Annotated in this window: 20 protein-coding genes; 7 read left to right on the forward strand and 13 right to left on the reverse strand. The window is 75.6% G+C overall.

The window, feature by feature from the left end; genetic code table 11:
- The first annotated feature begins 45 nt into the window (after positions 1–45).
- Together KRAD_RS03800 and KRAD_RS03805 are read left to right on the forward strand one after the other, a co-directional pair.
- Complete coding sequence (locus tag KRAD_RS03800) at positions 46–762, forward strand: PspA/IM30 family protein (RefSeq protein ID WP_011981922.1); 717 nt, start codon at positions 46–48, stop codon at positions 760–762.
- A gap of 110 nt (positions 763–872) precedes the next feature.
- The gene (locus KRAD_RS03805; protein WP_011981923.1) at positions 873–2,051 is read left to right on the forward strand and encodes an acyltransferase; all 1,179 of its coding nucleotides are present in this window, start codon (positions 873–875) and stop codon (positions 2,049–2,051) included.
- A 12-nt stretch (positions 2,052–2,063) separates the two neighbouring features.
- On the opposite strand, the gene truB is transcribed toward KRAD_RS03805, so the two are convergent.
- Positions 2,064–2,969, reverse strand: a complete 906-nt coding sequence (gene truB / locus KRAD_RS03810; protein ID WP_011981924.1) for a tRNA pseudouridine(55) synthase TruB — start codon at positions 2,967–2,969, stop codon at positions 2,064–2,066.
- Positions 2,966–3,514 carry a TetR/AcrR family transcriptional regulator gene (locus KRAD_RS03815; RefSeq protein WP_011981925.1) on the reverse strand — a complete coding sequence of 183 codons (549 nt, stop codon included), beginning with the start codon at positions 3,512–3,514 and terminating at the stop codon, positions 2,966–2,968. The genes truB and KRAD_RS03815 overlap by 4 nt, the downstream gene beginning before the upstream one ends.
- Positions 3,515–3,586: 72 nt before the next feature.
- Between KRAD_RS03815 and KRAD_RS03820 the strand changes: the two genes are divergently transcribed.
- Positions 3,587–5,023 (forward strand): DHA2 family efflux MFS transporter permease subunit, encoded by a 1,437-nt coding sequence (locus KRAD_RS03820; protein WP_011981926.1) that lies wholly within the window; start codon positions 3,587–3,589, stop codon positions 5,021–5,023.
- A gap of 15 nt (positions 5,024–5,038) precedes the next feature.
- On the opposite strand, the gene KRAD_RS03825 is transcribed toward KRAD_RS03820, so the two are convergent.
- The 7 genes from KRAD_RS03825 to rimP form a co-directional block, all read right to left on the reverse strand.
- On the reverse strand, positions 5,039–5,536 hold the full coding sequence (locus KRAD_RS03825) for a DUF3592 domain-containing protein (RefSeq protein ID WP_011981927.1): 498 nt from the start codon (positions 5,534–5,536) through the stop codon (positions 5,039–5,041).
- 38 nt (positions 5,537–5,574) lie between these two features.
- Complete coding sequence (gene rbfA / locus KRAD_RS03830; RefSeq protein ID WP_011981928.1) at positions 5,575–6,090, reverse strand: 30S ribosome-binding factor RbfA; 516 nt, start codon at positions 6,088–6,090, stop codon at positions 5,575–5,577.
- Positions 6,091–6,111: 21 nt separating this feature from the next.
- The gene (locus tag KRAD_RS03835) at positions 6,112–6,405 is read right to left on the reverse strand and encodes a DUF503 domain-containing protein (protein ID WP_041291888.1); all 294 of its coding nucleotides are present in this window, start codon (positions 6,403–6,405) and stop codon (positions 6,112–6,114) included.
- Positions 6,406–6,475: 70 nt separating this feature from the next.
- The gene (gene infB / locus KRAD_RS27800; protein ID WP_011981930.1) at positions 6,476–9,610 is read right to left on the reverse strand and encodes a translation initiation factor IF-2; all 3,135 of its coding nucleotides are present in this window, start codon (positions 9,608–9,610) and stop codon (positions 6,476–6,478) included.
- 90 nt (positions 9,611–9,700) lie between these two features.
- The gene (locus KRAD_RS03845; RefSeq protein WP_203417488.1) at positions 9,701–10,042 is read right to left on the reverse strand and encodes a YlxR family protein; all 342 of its coding nucleotides are present in this window, start codon (positions 10,040–10,042) and stop codon (positions 9,701–9,703) included.
- 68 nt (positions 10,043–10,110) lie between these two features.
- Complete coding sequence (gene nusA, locus KRAD_RS03850; protein WP_011981932.1) at positions 10,111–11,130, reverse strand: transcription termination factor NusA; 1,020 nt, start codon at positions 11,128–11,130, stop codon at positions 10,111–10,113.
- Entirely contained in the window at positions 11,127–11,753 is a 627-nt protein-coding gene (gene rimP, locus KRAD_RS03855; RefSeq protein ID WP_011981933.1) for a ribosome maturation factor RimP, read from the reverse strand. The genes nusA and rimP overlap by 4 nt, the downstream gene beginning before the upstream one ends.
- 127 nt (positions 11,754–11,880) lie before the next feature.
- On the opposite strand from rimP, the gene KRAD_RS24960 reads away from it, so the two are divergent.
- The 3 genes from KRAD_RS24960 to KRAD_RS03870 all read left to right on the forward strand — a co-directional run bounded on the left by KRAD_RS24960 (position 11,881) and on the right by KRAD_RS03870 (position 14,774).
- Complete coding sequence (locus KRAD_RS24960; RefSeq protein ID WP_011981934.1) at positions 11,881–12,987, forward strand: DUF4439 domain-containing protein; 1,107 nt, start codon at positions 11,881–11,883, stop codon at positions 12,985–12,987.
- A 37-nt stretch (positions 12,988–13,024) separates the two neighbouring features.
- Positions 13,025–13,900: an endonuclease/exonuclease/phosphatase family protein gene (locus KRAD_RS03865; RefSeq protein ID WP_011981935.1), complete on the forward strand. Its 876-nt coding sequence runs from the start codon at positions 13,025–13,027 to the stop codon at positions 13,898–13,900.
- A 61-nt stretch (positions 13,901–13,961) separates the two neighbouring features.
- Positions 13,962–14,774 carry a tryptophan-rich sensory protein gene (locus KRAD_RS03870; protein WP_041292621.1) on the forward strand — a complete coding sequence of 271 codons (813 nt, stop codon included), beginning with the start codon at positions 13,962–13,964 and terminating at the stop codon, positions 14,772–14,774.
- Here the strand turns inward: KRAD_RS03870 and KRAD_RS03875 are convergent.
- The 4 genes from KRAD_RS03875 to KRAD_RS03885 are packed head-to-tail and all read right to left on the reverse strand — an operon-like array spanning position 14,743 to position 18,140.
- Complete coding sequence (locus KRAD_RS03875; RefSeq protein WP_011981937.1) at positions 14,743–16,503, reverse strand: proline--tRNA ligase; 1,761 nt, start codon at positions 16,501–16,503, stop codon at positions 14,743–14,745. The genes KRAD_RS03870 and KRAD_RS03875 overlap by 32 nt on opposite strands.
- A 23-nt stretch (positions 16,504–16,526) precedes the next feature.
- Positions 16,527–17,279, reverse strand: a complete 753-nt coding sequence (locus tag KRAD_RS03880; protein WP_011981938.1) for a nitrilase-related carbon-nitrogen hydrolase — start codon at positions 17,277–17,279, stop codon at positions 16,527–16,529.
- Positions 17,276–17,410: a hypothetical protein gene (locus KRAD_RS27450; RefSeq protein ID WP_275263048.1), complete on the reverse strand. Its 135-nt coding sequence runs from the start codon at positions 17,408–17,410 to the stop codon at positions 17,276–17,278. The genes KRAD_RS03880 and KRAD_RS27450 overlap by 4 nt, the downstream gene beginning before the upstream one ends.
- A 31-nt stretch (positions 17,411–17,441) precedes the next feature.
- Positions 17,442–18,140, reverse strand: a complete 699-nt coding sequence (locus KRAD_RS03885) for a helix-turn-helix domain-containing protein (RefSeq protein WP_011981939.1) — start codon at positions 18,138–18,140, stop codon at positions 17,442–17,444.
- A gap of 179 nt (positions 18,141–18,319) precedes the next feature.
- Here KRAD_RS03885 and speB point away from each other — a divergent pair, with 179 nt between their 5' ends.
- Positions 18,320–19,285, forward strand: coding sequence for an agmatinase (gene speB, locus KRAD_RS03890; RefSeq protein ID WP_011981940.1), 966 nt, complete (start codon positions 18,320–18,322; stop codon positions 19,283–19,285).
- The last annotated feature ends 1 nt before the right edge of the window (position 19,286 follow it).

Consider the following 19,286-nt stretch of genomic DNA (forward strand, 5'->3'; position numbering starts at 1 on the left):
GTGCGGCAGGATCAGCAGGACAGCGGACCCAGGTGGAGGAACACGGTGGCGGAGAAGCAGACGGTCCTCGGACGCATCGCGCAGTTGGCCCGCGCCAACGTCAACGCGCTGATCGACGCGGCCGAGGACCCGCAGAAGATGCTCGACCAGATGGTCCGCGACTACACGGGCAACATCGCCGAGGCCGAGGCGGCCATCGCGCAGACCATCGGCAACCTGCGCCTGGCCGAGGCCGACCGCGACGACGACGTGGCCGCGGTGGGCGAGTGGGGCCGCAAGGCGGCGGCGGCCTCGGCCAAGGCCGACGCGCTGCGCGCGGCGGGGCAGACCGCCGAGGCCGACCGCTTCGACGAGCTCGCCAAGCTGGCCCTCAAGCGCCAGATCTCCTTCGAGCAGGAGGTCAGCGCGGCCGCACCGCAGATCGCGGCGCAGACCGAGGTCGTCGCCAAGCTCAAGAGCGGCCTGACCGCGATGAAGGAGCGGCTCGTCGAGCTGCGGACCAAGCGCGACCAGCTCGTCGCGCGCGCCGCCGCCGCGCAGGCGCAGGCCCAGGTGCAGTCGGCGATCGGGTCGATCAACGTCCTCGACCCGACCTCGGAGCTGGCCCGCTTCGAGGAGCGGGTGCGCCGCGAGGAGGCCCGGGTCGCCGGGCAGGCGGAGCTGCAGGCGGACTCCCTCGACGCGCAGTTCGCCTCGCTGGACGACGCCGCCGACGACCTCGACGTCGAGGCCCGGTTGGCGGCGCTGAAGTCCGGTTCCTGACCGGCCCCGACCCGCCGGGGCCCGAGGCCCGTCGCGGTCGCGGGCCGCGGCGGGTGGGCGGGCGCCCTCCCGCCGCCGGGCGGGTGGGCGCGACGGCAGGATGAGCCCCGATGGACACCACGCCACCGGGAGCACCCGCCCCGTCCACCGCCCGGCCACCTCGCCGCCACCTGCACGAGATCGACGTCGTGCGGCTGGCGACGTTCACGGCCGTCATCGCCCTGCACTCCCTGGGCTCGGTGGCCGAGGCCGAGGTCGGCACCGGCGCGGTCCTGCAGCTGCTGCACTTCGGCCGGGAGACGTTCTTCGTCGTCACCGGCTTCGTGCTGGTGCTCACCGGCCTCGGCAAGGACCTGCGCGCCAACACCGCCACCCTGCGCTTCTGGCGGAAGCGGTTCGCGCTGGTCGGCCTGCCCTACGCCGTGTGGACGGTCGTGTACTGGGCGACGCGGCTGAGCGGGGCGTCCCCCTGGAGCGGGCAGTCCCTGGGGAACCTGCTCTCGGACCTGGTGCACGGCACGGCCCGCTACCACCTGTACTTCCTGCAGATCTCGATGCAGGTGTACCTGGTCCTGCCGCTGCTGCTGTGGTTCGTGCGCCGGACCCGGGAGCACCACCTCGCGGTGCTGGTGGTCAGCGCCGCCCTGCAGGTGGTCTGGTTCGTCCTGCTGCGCCACGTCCCGGCCCCGGGGGGCTGGGCGCAGAACCTGTGGACCTCGCCCAACCAGCTGCTGCTGACCTACCAGTTCTACCTGCTGCTCGGGGCGGTCGCCGCCTACCGCTACGACCGGGTGACCGCGTGGGTCCGGGCGCGCCCGCGGGCGGTGGCGCTCGTCGTCGGCGCGGCCCTGCTGCTGGACCTGGGCGTCTACGCGGTGCAGGTGGCGGTGGGGGTGGACCCGCTGGTGGCCGCCGAGCCCCTGCAACCGGTGTTCGTGCTGTGGGGCCCGGCGGCCTGCCTGGGGCTCCTCGCGCTCGGGCTGCACCACGCGCGGCGGCGGCGCCCGGGCCCGGTGGCCACCACCGTCGGGGAGGCCGCGCGGATCTCCTTCGGGGTGTACCTCGCCCACCCGCTGGTCCTGACGGGCACGCTGGACCTCCTCGGGCTCGCCCACGGGGCGTCGGGGCTGCCCGTGGCCCTCGCGGTGGTGATCGCCTGGGTCTGCACCACGCTGGGGTCGGCGGCGCTGGTGGAGCTGCTGAGCCGCACGCCCGTCGCGGTCGCCTTCACCGGCCGGCCCCGGGTGGCCCGGGCGCGCCCCCCGGAGCGCGTGGGCGCGGGGTCCTGAGGGAGCCCGCGGTCAGCCGGCGGCGGCGAGGACGAGCAGCGGCTTGGCCCCGCGGGCGGTGTCGCCGAGCAGGGCGACCAGGGTGCCGTCGGGGGCGAAGGCGCCGACCGGGCCCGGGTGCTCCCCCGCCCGGAGGAAGCCGCCGTGGGAGACGGTGGCGACTTCCGCCACGGTGAGCTCGCGGGCCGGGAACAGCCGGCGGGCCACCAGGGCCAGCGGCTGCACGACCGGGTCCTGCTCGACCTGTTCCAGGGTGCGCGCCTCCTCGATGCCGAACGGGCCCGAGCGGGTGCGCCGCAGCGCCGTGAGGTGCCCGCCCACCCCCAGGGCGGCGCCGAGGTCGCGGGCCAGCGCCCGCACGTAGGTGCCGCTGGACACCTCGACGACGACGTCGAGGTCGAGGAACCCGCCCTCCGCGCGGCGCTGGAGCACGTCGAAGCGGGAGACCGTCACCGGTCGGGCGGGCAGGTCGACCTCCTGGCCGCCGCGGACCCGCGCGTAGCTGCGCTGGCCGTCGACCTTGATGGCGCTGACCGAGCTGGGCACCTGCTGGAGGTCCCCGGTCAGCGCCGAGACCGCGGCGGCGACGGCGTCGGGGGCGAGGGCCGAGGCGTCGGCGGGGGCGCCGAGCGGTTCGCCCTCGGCGTCGTCGGTGACCGTGGCCAGCCCCAGCCGGATCGTGGCGGCGTAGGCCTTGTCGTGGGCGACGAGGTGGGTGAGGAACTTCGTCCCCCGGTTGGCCCCGAGCACGAGGACCCCGGTCGCCGCGGGGTCGAGGGTGCCGGCGTGCCCGACGCGGCGGGTGCCCAGCAGCCGCCGGCAGCGGCCGACGACGTCGTGGCTGGTCCAGCCGCTGGGCTTGTCGACGACGAGGATGCCGTCGCCCACGCCGGTCCGCTCACCTCCCCGTGCGGTCACCTCCCCCGCCCCTTCGCGCTGAGCTGCGCGGCCGAGGCGATCGTCGTCGCCAGGGCGGTGAGGTCGGGCAGGTCGGGGTGGTTCCAGGCGTCCATCGCGAGCATCACGTTGATCAGCATGCCCTGTGCCACGAAGACCGCGGCGAGCTCGTCGTCGCCGAACCGCTCGCGGGCGATCCGGTACACGGCGTCCATGCACCCGCGGACGGCGGCCCCGGTGCCCGGTTCGGAGCTCGCGGTGAACCCGTGCATGAGGACGAGCAGGACGTCGCGGTCCTCGACGAGCTCCAGGTAGGCCCGCCCCAGGCACTCCGCGGCGTCGCCCTCGCGGGGGGCGTCCTCGAACGCGGCGACGATGCGGTCGGCGATGCGCTGGAAGAGGGCGTCGAGGAGGGGCTGCTTCCCGCCGAAGGTCCGCACGACGTAGGGCTGGGAGACCCCGGCCTGGCGGGCGATCTCGTCGGTGCTGGCGGCGGCGAGCCCGCCGCGGGCGACGACGTGCGCCGCCGCGTCGAGGATCTGCTCGCGCCGGTCCTCCTTCGACATCCTCACGTTGACAAGGTATCAGTCGATGCCTAGCGTGAAGTAATCATCTGATGCCTTCTGGGAGGTCCCCCCGTGCCCGACCACCTCGCACCCCGCCGGGTGCACCCCGCCCTCGCGATCGTCGCGGCCTCGCTGCCCGTGTTCATGGCCACCCTCGACAACCTCGTCGTGACCGGGGCGCTGCCCGTCCTGCACACCGACCTGGGCGCCTCCCTCGACCAGCTGCAGTGGGTCGTCAACGCCTTCACCCTCACCTTCGCCTCGCTCATGCTCGGCGCCGCCACCGCGGGCGACCGCTGGGGGCGGCGCAGGGTCTTCCTGCTCGGACTGGTCGTCTTCACCCTCGCCTCGATCGCCGCGGCCCTGGCGGGCAGCCCGGAGGCCCTCATCGCCGCCCGCGCCGTCCAGGGCGTCGGCGCGGCCGCCATCACCCCGCTCTCCCTGGCCCTGGTCGCCTCCTCCGTCGCCCCCGAACGCCGGGCGGCGGCGATCGGGATCTGGGGCGGGGTCACCGGCCTCGGCGTCGCGCTCGGTCCCGTCATCGGCGGAGCCGTCGTCGACGGCCTGAGCTGGCAGTGGATCTTCTGGCTCAACGTCCCCGTCGCCGCGGTCGCGCTGCCGCTGATCCTGCGGGCCCTGCCCGAGTCGCACGGTCGCCGGGTCCCCCTCGACCTCGCCGGTAGCGCGCTCGGCGCCGGGGCCGTCCTCGGGATCGTCTGGGCCGTCGTGCACGCCGACGCCCACGGCTGGGGGTCCGGCACCGTCCTCGTCCCGCTGGGCCTGGGCGCCCTCGCCCTGCTGGCCTTCCTCCTCCGGCAGGCCACCGCCCGGTTCCCGCTGCTGCCGCTGCGGCTGTTCCGCTCCCGCGGCTTCAGCGCCGCCAACGCCGTGATGTTCCTCTTCCAGCTCGGGGCCATGGGCTCGGTGTTCCTGCTGACCCAGGAGCTGCAGATCGCCATGGGCTACACGCCCCTGGAGGCGGGGATCCGGACCCTGCCCTGGACCGCGCTGCCCATGCTCGTCGCCCCCGTCGCCGGGGTCCTCGCCGGGCGGATCGGGCCGCGACCCCTGCTCGTCACGGGGCTGGCGCTGACCACCGCCGGGCTGGGCTGGATCGCCGCGCACGTCGACGCGGACACCGTCTACCTCGACCTCGTGCCCGGCCTCGTGCTGGCCGGCCTCGGGACGGCGCTGGTCTTCGCCCCCTCGGCCACGGCCGTCCTGCACGGGCTCGACGCCGCCGACCACGCCACCGCCAGCTCCACGAACACCACGCTGCGCGAGATCGGCCTCGCCCTGGGCGTCGCCGTCCTGACCCTGGTGTTCCAGGACGCCGGGGGCTCCCTCACCCCCGCGGGCTTCGTCGCCGGCACCCCCGCGGCCGTGGGGGTCGGCGCGGGAGCCGTGGCCCTGGCCACGCTGCTCGCGCTCCTCGTCCCCGGTCGCACCGGCGGGGTGCCCTCCCCTCGGCGGGGAGCCGACGCGGTGGCCGTCCCCGTCGCGCGCTGAGCCGCTCGCGCCGCGTCAGAAGACCGAGCGCACCAGCGCGGCCAGCACCCCCACCAGCATGAGGAAGGCGACCCCGCAGACGGTGAGGAGGACACCGCCGGCGCCGTCGCCGAGGACGCTGCCCCCCTCGGCCCGCACGTGCGCGCGGTCGGGGGTGGCGGGGTCGTAGAGCACCTCGGCCGGGCGGCCCGGCACGAAGGAGCGGTTCCACCGCTGGTCGCCGACGACGACCACGTCGCGCCCGTCGGCCTCGAAGCGGACGACCGGGGCGAACGTCGTCCGGCGCTCGTGCCGGCTGTGGGCCTGGCTGTCGACGACGACCCCCGTGGTCCGCCGCCCCTCGACCCGCAGGCGGGCGGCGTCGCGCGCCCGCCCGCGCGAGCGCAGGACCGACCGGACCCCGCCGGCCACCACGGCCAGACCGAAGAGGCCGACGAGCACCAGGACCACCGCGAACGGCGCCGGCACCGCGCCGGAGGAGACACCCAGGTCGGGGAGCTGCGACTGGTCCACGACTCAGGGTGCCACGCGCGGCGCTGCGCCGCAGGCGATCAGAGGCGCGGGACGTCCGCCGCGGCGTCCAGCGCGTCCACCGCGTCGTCGCCGTCGCGGTCGTCCTCGTCGTCCTCGTCCCAGTCGTCGGTGTGGTCGACGGGCTTCTTGTAGGGGTCCGGGTCGCCGGCGGGCTGGGCCGCGGCGGCGAGCGCGGCGACCCGGGCGTCCTGCTCCGCGGCCTGCTTGAGCAGGTCCTGGATCTGGGTCGCGGTCTCGGGGACCTCGTCCAGGGTGAAGGTCAGCGTCGGCGTCAACCGGATGCCGGTGCGCTTGCCGACCTCGGAGCGCAGCACGCCCTTGGCGGACTCCAGGGCCAGCGCGGTGCCCTGCTTCTCCTCGTCGCTGCCGAAGACGGTGTAGAAGAGCGTCGCGTGCTGCAGGTCGTTGGTGACGCGGGCGTCGGTGATGGTCACGAACCCCAGGCGGGGGTCCTTGACGCGCTTCTCCAGCGCGTCGGCCACGATGACCTTGATCCGGTCGGCGAGCTTGCGGGCGCGGGTGGGATCGGCCACGGGGAACTCCTGGCTGTGGGGTCAGTCGTCCGACGACAGGAACTGCCGCCGGGCGGAGAGGATCTGGAACTCGGGGTGCGCGGCCACCAGCCGCTCGCACCGGTCGAGGACGTCGCTGCACCGGGCCGCGTCCGGCGCCACCACGGCGACGGCGACCTCGGCCCGGCGGTGCAGGTCGAGGTGCCCCGTCTCCGCGGCGGCGACCTCGAAGGAACGGCGCAGCTCGGCGACCAGCGGCCGCACGACGCTGCGCTTGCCCTTGAGGGAGTGGACGTCGCCCAGCAGCAGGTCGACGGTCAGCGTTGCAGTGAACATGGCTTCTCGGGGGTGGCGGCCGGGCGGGACCACGAGGGTCCCGCCCGGCCACCGGGTCGAGCGCGTGGCGTCAGCCGCGCGGCTTCTCCTGCATCTCGTACGTCTCGATGACGTCGTCGACTTGGAGGTCGTTGTACGACCCCAGGCCGATGCCGCACTCGTAGCCCTCGCGGACCTCGGTGGCGTCGTCCTTGAAGCGTCGCAGCGACTCGATCGTCAGGTTGTCCCCGTGCACGACACCCCGGCGCAGGACGCGCGCCTTGGAGTTGCGTCGGATCAGACCCGAGCGGACCAGCGTCCCCGCGATGTTGCCGAACTTCGACGAGCGGAAGATCTCGCGGACCTCCGCCGTGCCGAGCTGGACCTCTTCGAACTCGGGCTTGAGCAGACCCTTCAGGGACGCCTCGACGTCCTCGATGGCCGCGTAGATGACCGAGTAGAAGCGGATGTCGACGCCCTCGCGGTCGGCGTACTCCTTGGTCTGCTGCTCCGGGCGCACGTTGAACCCGATGATGATCGCGTTCGAGGCGACGGCGAGGTTGACGTTGTTCTTCGTCACCGCACCGACACCGCGGTCGATCACCCGCAGCTCGACCTCGTCGCCGACGTCGATCTTGAACAGCGCGTCCTCGAGGGCCTCGACCGAGCCGGCCCCGTCACCCTTGAGGATGAGGTTGAGGGTCTCGACCTTGCCCTGCTGCAGCGCCTTGGTGAAGTCCTCCAGCGTGATGCGCTTGCGCGCCTTGGCCAGAGCCGCGTTGCGCTCCTGCGCCTCGCGCTTCTCCGCGATCTGCCGCGCCGTCCGGTCGTCGGGAGCGACGAGGAAGGTGTCGCCGGCCCCGGGGACCGAGGTGAGGCCCAGGACCTGCACCGGACGCGACGGGGTCGCCTCCTGCACGGCGTCGCCGTTCTCGTCGAGCATCGCGCGGACGCGGCCGTAGCCGGTCCCCGCGACGATCGCGTCGCCGACGTGCAGCGTCCCGGACTGGACCAGGACGGTGGCGACGGGGCCGCGGCCCTTGTCGAGGTTGCCCTCGATCGCGATGCCGCGGGCGTCCTTGTCGGAGTTGGCCCGCAGGTCCAGCGAGGCGTCGGCGGTGAGCAGGACGGCCTCGAGGAGGCTGTCCAGGCCCGTGCCCTGCCGCGCGGAGACGTCGACGAACATCGTGTCGCCGCCGTACTCCTCGGCCACCAGGTTGTACTCGGTCAGCTGCTGCCGGACCTTGTCCGGGTTCGCGCCTTCCTTGTCGACCTTGTTGACCGCGACGACGATCGGGACGTCGGCCGCCTGGGCGTGGTTGAGCGCCTCGATGGTCTGGGGCATCACGCCGTCGTCGGCCGCCACCACGAGGATCGCGATGTCGGTCACCTTCGCCCCGCGGGCACGCATGGCCGTGAAGGCCTCGTGACCGGGGGTGTCGATGAAGGTGATCGGGCGTTCGATCCCCTCGTGCTCCTTGACGACCTGGTAGGCGCCGATGTGCTGGGTGATGCCACCGGCCTCCTTCGCCACGACGTCGGAGGAGCGGATGGCGTCCAGCAGCTTCGTCTTGCCGTGGTCGACGTGACCCATGACGGTGACGACCGGCGGGCGCGCCGACAGGTCGTCGTCGCCCTCGGCCTCGAGCTCGGCGTCGAGGTCGATGGAGAACCCGGCGAGCAGCTCGCGCTCCTCGTCCTCCGGGGACACGACCTCGATGACGTAGCCGAGCTCGCCGCCGAGCAGCTGGAACGTGTCCTCGTCCAGCGACTGCGTCGCGGTCGCCATCTCACCGAGGTGGAAGAGGATCGTGACCAGCGCCGCGGGGTCGGCGTCGATGCGCTCGGCGAAGTCGCTCAGCGAGGCGCCGCGACGGATGCGCAGGACCGTGGTCCCGTCACCGTGGCGGACCGAGACGCCGCCGACGGCGGGCGCCTGCATCGCTTCGTACTCCTGGCGCTTCGCGCGCTTGGACTTGCGGCCCCGCACCGGACGGCCACCGGCGCGACCGAACGCGCCCTGGGTGCCGCCGCGGTTGCCGCGGGGACCACCGCCGCCACCACCGGGACGACCGGCGAAACCGCCGCCGCCACCACCGGCACTGGGACCACCGGGACGACCGGCGAAGCCACCGCCGGCGCCACCGCGGGCACCGCCGGGGCCACCGCGGCCCGGAGCACCGGGACGACCCGCGCCGGGACCGGCACCCGGACGGCCGACCGTCGGGCGCGCCGGCATCATGCCGGGGTTGGGACGGGGGCCACCCGGACGGGGACCACCGGGACCGGCCGGGGTGGGACGGGGCCCGCCCTGCGGACGCGGCATGCCCTGGTTGGACGCGAACGGGTTGTTGCCCGGGCGCGGAGCCCCACCGGGGCGGTCACCCTGCGAACGGGGCATCCCCTGGCTGGGCGCGAACGGGTTGTTGCCCGGGCGCGGAGCACCGGCCCCGGGACGGGGAGCGCCACCGGGCGCGCCGGGACGACCCGGACGGTCGCCCTGGGGGCGGTCGCCCTGCTGACGCTCGCCCTGGGGACGGTCGCTGCGGGGGCGGTCGCCCTGGGGACGGTCACCGCGGTCGGGACGCTCGCTGCGCTCGGGACGGTCGCCCGGGCCGGGACGGCGCGCCCCAGGACCACCGGCGCCGGGAGCGCCGGGACGGGCACCGGGAGCACCCGGGCCGCCGGGACGCGCACCGGGACGGGGACCCTGACCGGGACCGCCCGAGACGGGCGGGGTCGAGGGACGGCCGGCCGGGGCCGGGCGCTGCGGCGCGGGGGCCGCGGGACGCTGGGCGGCGGCCGGACGCTCCGCCGGAGCGGGTGCCGGAGCCTGGAAGGCCGGGGGTGCGGCCGGCGCGGGGTTCGCGGCCGGCTCCGCCGGGCGCGGCGCGGGGGCCGGTGCCGGGGCGGGGGTGCTCGCAGCGGCGGGTGCCGGCTGCGGGGGCGCCGGCTGCGCCGGGGCCGGTGCCTGCGGACGCGCCGCGGGTGCGGGACCCGGACGGGCGCCCTGGGGCAGGCGGGGACCCGGCTTGACCGCCGGGGCGGGACGCGACGCCGCGCCGCCCTCGGTGGGGAACTTGTCCTTCAGCCGCCGGATGACCGGCGGTTCGACGGTGGAGCTCGCAGAACGCACGAACTCGCCCATCTCCTTGAGCGTGGCCAGGACGACCTTGCTCTCGACTCCGAACTCCTTGGCGAGCTCGTAGACCCGGACCTTTGCCACTTCTCTCCTGTCTGGTCCGGGCTCGTCTCTACCGGGCGCGGACCGTCATCAGTCGGGGGGGTTCATCGGTGGAGACTCATCGAGTGCTCATCAGCTGTTCGACCCGCTCTCATCGGTGGTGGGGTGGACGACGTCCCCGGAGGAGCACGAGTCCAGGTAGGACCGTACGCCAGTGACGTCGACGGGGGCAGGGCGGCGCAGCGCGCGGGGCAACGCCCGTCGCTTCTCCGCCTGCTCCAGGCACGCGCTGCTCGAGTGCAACCACGCACCCCTGCCCGGGAGCCGGCGCCGCACGTCGACGAGGAGGTTGCCCACCCCGTCCGGCGCGACGACGACTCTCAGCAGGACCGACCGGGAGTCCCGGCGGCGGCAACCCACGCAGGTGCGCACCGGGCCGGCGAGGTCCTGAGGACCCCCGTCGACGCGGGACACGGTGGATCGCCGATCGGTAGGACCGGTCGTAGGCAGTGTAACGATGCCGCCAGTGTAGCTGTTCCCGCTCAGCGCTCGCCCGTGGAGTCTCGACCCGGTCCACCCGCGGTGGGCTCGGTGTCGGGCCGGATGTCGATGCGCCAGCCGGTCAGCTTGGCGGCCAGGCGGGCGTTCTGCCCCTCCTTGCCGATGGCCAGCGACAGCTGGTAGTCCGGCACGATCACGCGCGCGGAACGCGCCGCGAGGTCGACGACCTCCACGGAGCTGACCCGGGCCGGCGACAGCGCGTTGCCGACGAACTGCGCCGGGTCGTCGCTGTGGTCGACGATGTCGATCTTCTCCCCGCGCAGCTCCGCCATCACCGCGCGCACCCGCTGCCCCATCGGGCCGATGCAGGCGCCCTTGGCGTTGACCCCGCCGCGGGTGGCGCGCACGGCCATCTTGGAGCGGTGCCCGGCCTCGCGCGAGAGCGCGGTGATCTGCACCGTGCCGTCGGCGATCTCGGGGACCTCCAGCGCGAACAGCTTCTTCACCAGCTGCGGGTGCGAGCGGCTGAGCACGACCTGGGGCCCCTTGGGGCCCTTCTTCACGCTCACGACGAAGCAGCGCAGGCGGCTGCCGTGCTCGTACTTCTCCCCCGGCACCTGCTCCTGGGGGGGCAGGACGCCCTCCAGGGAGCCGAGGTCGACCTGGACCATGCGCGGGTCGCGGCCCTGCTGGACCACGCCGGAGACGATCTCGCCCTCCGTCTGGGCGTACTCGCCGATGACGGCGTCGTCCTCGGCGTCGCGCAACCGCTGCAGGATGACCTGGCGGGCCGTCGTCGCCGCGATCCGGCCGAAGCCGGAGGGGGTGTCGTCGAACTCGCCGACGACCAGACCGGCGTCGTCGCGCTCCTTGGCCAGGACCCGGACCTCGCCGCTGGCGCGGTCGAGCTCCACCCGGGCGTCGGGGTGGGCCTTGTGGTCCTCGTGCTCGGTGCGGTGGTAGGCCACGAGCAGGGCCTGCTCGATCGTCCGCACGAGGGTCTCGAACGGGATCTCCCTCTCCCGCTCCAGCATCCGCAGCGCGGCCATGTCGATGTTCACTGCTCGTCCTCGTCCCCGTCGTCCAGCTCGTCCAGCTCGTCCAGCTCGTCCAGCTCGTCGTCGGCCCCCGGGTCGGCGACCAGGTCCTCCACGTCCTCGCCGGGGCGGCGGAACTCCACCTGCACCTCGCCCCGCACCAGGTCCGCCCAGGCGAGGTCGCGCGGGGCCCCGACGTCCTTGGCCCGCGGGGGCTTGCCCTTGACCATCTGCGGTTCGAGCGTGCCGTGCACCCCGGCCTCGTCGACGGAGACGACCCGCACCAGCAGCGCCGTCCCGTCGGTCAGCACCGCGCGGACCAGCCGGCCCCGGGCGCGCGACCAGTGGCGCGGCGTGGTCAGGGGGCGGTCCACCCCCGGGGAGGAGACCTCGAGGGTGTAGGGCGCCTCGCCCAGGACCCCCGACTCGTCCAGGGCCTCGGAGACGGCGGTGGAGGCGGCGGCGACGGCGTCGAGGTCGAGGTCGCCCGGTTCGTCCCCGGCGCGGTCCACGACCACCCTGACCACCTGCCGGCGGCCGGCGGTCGTGACGCTGACCTCCTCGAGGGCCAGGTCGGCACCGATCTCGGACCCGGCGGCGAACACCGGGGTCAGCACCGTGGTGACGGCCTCGTCGAGCGTCGGCACGACCGCTCCCTCCCCTGCTCTCGAGTTGTCCTGGCGTGCCCGCCCACCGGGCCGGGCACGACGGGACAGCCTAGCCGCTGCCGGGGCCTCCCCCCGACCTCCAGCGGGCGGTGGGACGATCGCCGACGTGCCCGCACCGCCCCCCGCCCCCCACCGGCCCCCGACCCGCCGCAGCGCCCTGCGCGGCGCGCTCGCGGGCCTGGGGGTCCTCGCCGCGGCGGGGTGCGGCGTGCGCTGGGCCCCCGGCGCCGAGGTCACCCCGACGGCGCAGCGCGGGCCCGACGACGACGCCCGCGAGGCCGCCGTCGCCGACACCCGGGACCTGCTGGGCCTGCTGCTGCCGGCCGCGCGCGGGGCCGCGCCGCTGCAGGCCGTCGCCGCGAGCGCCGTGGCCGTCTGCGAGGCGCACCTGCGGGCCCTGGGCGAGCACGACCTCGAGGTCACCGCGACCGTCACCGAGACCAGCGCCCCGAGCAGCGCCCCGGGCGGCGCCCCCGCCGCGGGCGGCGGGACCTCCCCGGTGGACCCCGCCGCGGTCCTGGACCGGCTGGTCTCCGCGGCGGGCGCGGCGCTGGCGGGCGCGACGGCCACCGCCGCCGCTCCCAGCGGCGGGATGGCGCGCCTGCTGGCCTCCCTCGGCGCCTCCCGCGCGGTGCTGGCCGACGACGTGAGCGCCGCGACCGGGGTCCCGGCCGGGGACGTGCCCCTGCCCGCGCCCGCCGGCGACGTCGACGACCCCCCGGCGGCGGACCCCTCGCGCACGGGCACCGCGGCGCTGCAGGCGGCGCTGGCCGGCGAGCACGCGGCGGTGTTCGCGCTGGCCCTCGTCCAGGGGCGCCTGAGCGGGCCCCGCCGGGACGAGGCGGCCGCGGAGCTCGTCGCCCACCGCGTCGCCCGCGACGACCTCGTCGACCTCCTCGTCGCCCGGGACGCGAACCCGGTGCAGGCCGAGGCGGGCTACGACGTGCAGGCGCCCACGGCCGCGGCCGCGGCCGCCGTGGTCGCCGCGGTGGACGAGGGGCTGGCCCGCGCCCACGCCGACGTCGTCGCCGCGGACGCGACGGCCCGGGTCCCGGCGGCCCGCGCCCTGCTGCTGAGCGCCCGCGCGGCCCGGCGGTGGGGGTCGACGGTCACCGCGTTCCCCGGGATGCCCGAGCTCGGCGAGGACGGCACCGCCGCGCCGAGCGCCACGTCCACCGCCGTGGCCACGTCGACGTCTCCCGCCACCCCCTGAGGCGGGACCCCGGGGGTCTTGCGAGACTGCACGGGAGATGAGCACCCCGACCCCCGCGCCCGGTGCACCGCTGCGCGTGATGACCTGGAACCTCTGGTGGCGCTTCGGCGACTGGCGAGCGCGCCGGGAGGCGATCCTCGCGGTGCTCGCGCAGGAACGTCCCGACGTGGTCGGGCTGCAGGAGGTCTGGGCCGACGAAGGGGAGAACCTCGCGCAGTGGCTCGGCGAGCGGCTCGGGATGCACGTGGCATGGTCGCCCTCCCCCGCCCCGCAGCGCTGGCGGCGCCGGCTCGCGTGGAACGGGGAGGACCCCGCGGTCGTCGACGGCCTGCAGTTCGGCAACGCCGTCCTCAGCCGCCACCCCCTCCTCGACCAGGAGGTCCGCGAACTGCCCGGGGGCGGGGACGAGGACGAGGGGCGGACGGCCCTGAAGGTCCTGGTGGACGCCCCCCGCCGCCCGCTGCCGTTCACCACCACGCACCTGAACTCCTCCCCGGCCGAGTCGGCCGTGCGGGTGGAGCAGGTCCGCGCGCTGGTCCCCTTCGTCGTGGGGGGGCACCGGCGCGGTGAGCACTACCCGCCCGTCCTCACCGGGGACTTCAACGCCGTCGCGGAGTCCGACGAGCTGCGCCTGGCCGGGGGGTACCTCACCCCCGGACCCGTCCCGGGGGTCGTCCTGGTGGACTCCTGGCGCTTCGCCGCGCCCGACGACCCCGGCTTCACCTGGGACCGGCGCAACCCGTTCGTGGCGCGGGTGCACCAGCCCAGCGCGCGCATCGACCACGTCCTCGTCGGGCTGCCGCCCTTCACCGGGGAGGGCTCGGTGCGCGACGTGCGCCTGGTCGCCACCGAACCCGTCGGGGGCGTGTGGGCCAGCGACCACGCGGCCGTCGTGGTGGACCTGGAACCCTGAGCGGGCCCGCGCCGGCCTCCCCGGCGTGCACCCGCCCCGGACGGACGCCAGCATGCCGGGCATGAGCAGCGAGGCGGTCCCCCGCGGTGGTTCCCCGGACGTCCTGCGCCAGGCGGTGGTCGTCACCAGCGCCGTGCTCGGGATCGCCGGGGCCGCGATCGGGTCCGGGGCCCTCGGGGGGACGCCGATCGCCTCCGCCGCGGGCGGGGCGCTCGCCGCCGACGCCACGCTGGTGGCCCCGGGCGGGCCGGCGTTCGCGATATGGAGCGTCGTCTACACCGGCCTCGTCGGACTGGCCGTCTGGCAGGCCCTCCCGGCCCACCGCGAGGACGCCCGCCAGCGCGCGACGGGGTGGCTGACCGCGGTGTCGCTGGTGCTGAACGCGGTGTGGATCGCCACCGTGCAGGCCGGGCAGGTCGAGCTGTCGGTGCTCGTCATCGTCGCGCTGCTGGTGGTGCTCGTCGCCGCGTTCGGGCGGCTGCTGCAGCGGGCGCCGTCCTCGCGTGCCGAGGCCGTCCTGGTGGACGGCACGATCGGGCTGTACCTGGGGTGGGTGTCGATCGCGACGGTGGCGGACGTGGCCGCGGCGTTGCGGCAGAACGGGGTGAGCGCGGGGGAACCGGCGTGGGCCGTGGGGGTCCTGGGGGTCGCCACGGCGGTGGGGGTGTTCACCGCCGTCCGCGGCCGCGGGCGCCTGGCGTACGGGGCGGGTCTGGCGTGGGGGCTGGGCTGGGTCGCCGCCGCGCGGGCCGGTGCGGAGCAGAACACCTCGACGACGGTGGCGGTCGCCGCGGGCGTGGCGGCCACGGTGGTCGCGGGGACCACCGTGGCCGCGCGGGTCCTCAGCCGCGGACGGCGGTGGCGACGCGGCTGACCGCGTCGTCCAGGGCGACCTGCTCGGAGTCGCCGCTGCGGCGGTCCTTCAGCTCCACGAGCCCCTCGGCGAGGCCCTTGCCGACGACGAGGATCGTGGGGACCCCGATGAGCTCGGCGTCCTTGAACTTCACGCCCGGCGACACCTTCGGGCGGTCGTCGTAGAGGACCTCGAGCCCCTGGGCGACCAGTTCCCCGGCGAGGCGCTCGGCGGTGGCGAAGATCTCCGGGTCCTTGCCGGTGGCGACGACGTGGACGTCGGCGGGAGCCAGCGCCCGCGGCCACACGAGGCCCTTCTCGTCGTGGTTGCCCTCGGCCACGCAGGCCAGGGCGCGGGTCACGCCCACGCCGTAGGAGCCCATGGTGACGACGACCTGCTTGCCGTTCTCGTCGAGGACCTTGAGGTCGAGGGCCTGGGCGAAGCGGCGGCCCAGGGCGAAGATGTGCGCGATCTCGATGCCGCGGGCCAGTTCCAGCGGACCGGAACCGTCGGGGGCGGGGTCGCCGGCCTTGACCTCGGCGGCCTCCACGAACCCGTCGGGGGTGAAGTCGCGCCCGGCGACGAGGTCGAACACGTGCCGGCCCTCGGCGTCGGCGCCGGTGATCCAGGCGGTGCCGTCGACGACGCGGGGGTCGACGAGGTAGCGGATGCCGCTGGCACCCTCCGTCCCCAGGACGCCGGGGCCGATGTAGCCCTTGACCAGGGCCGGGTGCTTGGCGAAGTCGGCGGCCTCGAACGCCTCCACCTCGGCGGGTGAGACGGCGGCCTCCAGGCGCTTGGGGTCGACCTCGCGGTCCCCGGGGACGCCGACGGCCAGGGGTTCGCGGGTCCCGTCGGGGTGGCGCAGCACGACGAAGACGTTCTTCAGCGTGTCCGCGGCCGTCCAGGGGCGGTCGGCGCGGGGGTGCTTCTCGTTCGAGACCGCGACCAGCGTCTCGATCGTGGGGGTGTCCGGGGTGTCCTCGACGTGCGCGGCGGGCAGCCCGTCGAAGGGGACGGCCGGCGGGGCGAGGGTCGTCACGGCCTCGGCGTTCGCGGCGTAGCCGCCGGGAGAGCGGACGAAGGTGTCCTCCCCGATCGCCGTGGGGTGCAGGAACTCCTCGCTGCGCGAGCCGCCCATGGCCCCCGACACCGCCGAGACGATGACGAAGTCGAGGCCGAGGCGCTCGAAGATCCGGACGTAGGCCTGCCGGTGCAGCTCGTAGGACCTCTCCAGGCCCGCGTCGTCGACGTCGAAGCTGTAGGAGTCCTTCATGGTGAACTCGCGCCCGCGGATGATGCCGGCGCGCGGACGCGCCTCGTCGCGGTACTTCGTCTGGATCTGGTAGATCGACAGCGGCAGGTCCTTGTACGAGGAGTACAGGTCCTTGACCAGGAGGGTGAACATCTCCTCGTGGGTGGGGGCGAGGAGGTAGTCGGCGCCCTTGCGGTCCTTGAGCTTGAAGATGCCGTCGCCGTAGTCGCTCCAGCGGTTCGTCGCCTCGTAGGGCTCCCGCGGCAGCAGCGCGGGGAAGTGGACCTCCTGCGCCCCCGCCGCGTCCATCTCCTCGCGCACGACCTGCTCGACCTTGCGCAGCACCTTCAGGCCCAGCGGCAGCCAGGTGTAGATCCCCGGCGCCGCGCGCCGGACGTAGCCCGCGCGCACCAGCAGCTTGTGGCTGGCCACCTCGGCCTCGACCGGGTCCTCCCGCAGGGTCCGCAGGAACAGGGTCGACATCCGCATCAGCACGGGCCCAGGGTACCGGCGCGCCCTCAGCCCCTCCGGTACGTCTCCGCCCGCCGCAGCGGGAGGTAGTCCACGACCTCCCGCGCGCGGCGCAGGTCGTCGGCGTCGACGTCGACGACGAGCAGCGCCTCCCCCTCGGCGCCGGCGGCGGCCAGCACCTCCCCGTCCGGCCCCACGACGAGGGACCCGCCGCTGAAGGTCCCGCCGTCGGCGGCGAGGCCGTGGTGGTTGGCGTAGGCGAGGGCGACGCGGTTCTCGTAGGCGCGCGCCGGCAGCAGGACCCGGGCGACGCTCTCGTCGAGGATCGCGGTGGGGACGACGACGACGTCGGCCCCGGCCAGGGCCAGGCCGCGCACGGTCTCGGGGAACTCGACGTCGAAGCAGACGAGGACGCCGACGCGCAGCCCGGCGACCTCCACGACCAGCGGGGTCCCGTCGCCGGGGCGGAAGGCCGCGCGCTCGGCGGGCCCGTACAGGTGGGTCTTGACGTAGCGCCCCAGCACGGTGCCGTCGCGGTCGACGACGACGGCGGTGATGGCGCCCTCGTGGGGTTCGCTGACGACCAGCGCGAGGCCGCTGCGGCGGGCGAGGTCGGCGACGCGCGGGAGCACCGTCGGGTCGGGGTGCACCCGTCCGGGGTCGTAGCCGGTGGTGAACAGCTCCGGGGTGACGAGCAGGTCGGCCCCGGCCCGGGCGGCCGCGGCGGCCACCCGCTCCAGGACGGCGAGGTTCTGCGCCACGTCGGCGGTGGCGGCCTGCTGGGCGACGGCGATCCTCACCGCGGCCCACCCTCCGCCGCGACGGCCGGCCGCTGCCGCCGGGAGCGGTGGCGGTCGTGGCCGGGGTGGGCGGGCTCGGTGCGCAGCGGCTGGGTGCGCAGGCCGTGCGGTGTGGCGGTGGGGCGGTCCACGGGACTCCTCCGTCCGGTCGGTCGGGTTCGCTCAGGCGCCGCGGCGCGGGGGTTCGGAGAGCGCGGGGCTGACGACCCACAGGACCCGGGCCGGGGTCTCGCCGGTGCCGCGGAAGCTGTGGGCGCGGGCGGGGTCGAAGGTGAGGGCGTCGCCCGCGCGCAGCACGACGGCCTCGGCGGGGCTCCCGGCGGGACCGGCGAAGCGCAGCTCGACCTCGCCGGCGAGGACGAGGGCGAACTCCACGTCGGCGTCGAGGGCGTAGGGCTCCGCCCCCGAGCCGCCGCCGGGGTCGAGGTCGCTGACGATGACGGCCACGCGCCGCTCGCCGGCGGGGGTGAGCAGGGACTCGCGCAGCCCGTGCCCGCCGAAGGTGATGGGCGGGTAGTGCCCGGCGCGGACGACCTCCCCGGCCGGGGCCGGTTCGAAGAGGCTGCCCACGGCGAGGTCGAGGGTGGCGCAGAGGCGGACGAGGGCGGCGACGGAGGCCGTGGCGCGGTCGCGCTCCAGGCGGGAGAGGAACCCCTTGGTCAGGCCGCTGGCCTCGGCCACCTCGGCCACCGTGCGGCGCTGGGCGAGGCGGGCGGCGCGCAACCGGGAGCCGATGTGCCCCGCCCCGTCGGGGTCGCCGGTGCTCCCGGCCCCGCGGGCGTCGTCGGGGGCGTGGACGGCGTCGGGACCGTGGACGCCGTCGGCGCCGTCGGGGTCCGCCCCCGCCGCTGCTGCCCGCACCGCGTCCTCCTGCCGTCCCGTCGTCCGCCGACGTCCACCGACGTCCACCGACGTCCACCGACGTCGCCCCCGCGGCGACGTCGAGGCAGTGTGGCACCGCCGCCACGTCATGGAAACCCCCGTGTCCCGCTGGTAAACACGGGTTGACCGGCGGGGTGGGACCGGGCCACTGTGGAGGCATGTCGTCCCCCAGCACCCCCTCGCCGCAGGGACCGGTCGACGCCACCCGCGTCCCCCGCTACGGCGGCCCCGCGACCTTCGCGCGCCTGCCGCGCCTGGACGAGGTCTCGCGCGCCGACGTCGCCGTCGTGGGCCTGCCCTTCGACTCCGGCGTCAGCTACCGGCCCGGCGCGCGCTTCGGGCCCGGGCACATCCGCGCCTCCTCCAAGCTGCTGCGCCCCTACAACCCCGCCCTGGGCGTCTCCCCCTTCGCCGCCCAGCAGGTCGCCGACGCCGGCGACCTCGGCCTGAACCCCTTCGACATCGACGAGGCGCTGCGCGACACCGAGAGCGCGCTGACGCGGCTCACCGAGGACGGCGCCACCGTCATGGCCCTCGGCGGCGACCACACCCTCGCCCTGCCCGCGCTGCGCGCGCTGGCCAAGCAGCACGGGAAGCTCGCCGTCCTGCACTTCGACGCGCACCTGGACACCTGGGACACCTACTTCGGCGCCCCCTACACCCACGGCACCCCCTTCCGCCGCGCCTCCGAGGAGGGTCTGCTGGACCTGGAGCGGTGCCTGCACGTGGGCACCCGCGGCCCCCTCTACAGCGCGCAGGACCTCGAGGACGACGCCGTCCTCGGCTTCCAGGTCGTGCGCGCGGACGACTACGAGGTCGACGGCGTGGCGGGCGCGGTGGAACGGGTGCGCCGCCGCCTCGACGGCGGGCCCGTCTACGTCTCCGTCGACATCGACGTCCTCGACCCCGCCGCCGCCCCCGGCACGGGCACCCCCGAGGCCGGCGGCCTGACCAGCCGGGAACTGCTGGGCACCCTGCGCGGGCTGACCGGCCTCAACGTCGTCGGGGCCGACGTCGTCGAGGTCGCCCCCGCCTACGACCACGCCGAGATCACCGGCATCGCCGCCGCGCACGTCACCTACGAGCTGCTCTCCGTGCTCGCCACCACCCGGACCGGGAGCTGAG

Source organism: Kineococcus radiotolerans SRS30216 = ATCC BAA-149, from assembly GCF_000017305.1.
In the GTDB taxonomy this organism is placed as follows: domain Bacteria; phylum Actinomycetota; class Actinomycetes; order Actinomycetales; family Kineococcaceae; genus Kineococcus; species Kineococcus radiotolerans.

Bases quoted from the DNA above. Each gene is read 5' to 3' on its own strand.
- KRAD_RS03805 (WP_011981923.1), top strand. From the start codon at position 873: ATGGACACCACGCCACCGGGAGCACCCGCCCCGTCCACCGCCCGGCCA.
- KRAD_RS03815 (WP_011981925.1), bottom strand. From the start codon at position 3,514: ATGTCGAAGGAGGACCGGCGCGAGCAGATCCTCGACGCGGCGGCGCAC.
- KRAD_RS03835 (WP_041291888.1), bottom strand. From the start codon at position 6,405: ATGTTCACTGCAACGCTGACCGTCGACCTGCTGCTGGGCGACGTCCAC.
- KRAD_RS03865 (WP_011981935.1), top strand. From the start codon at position 13,025: ATGAGCACCCCGACCCCCGCGCCCGGTGCACCGCTGCGCGTGATGACC.
- KRAD_RS03870 (WP_041292621.1), top strand. From the start codon at position 13,962: ATGAGCAGCGAGGCGGTCCCCCGCGGTGGTTCCCCGGACGTCCTGCGC.
- speB (WP_011981940.1), top strand. From the start codon at position 18,320: ATGTCGTCCCCCAGCACCCCCTCGCCGCAGGGACCGGTCGACGCCACC.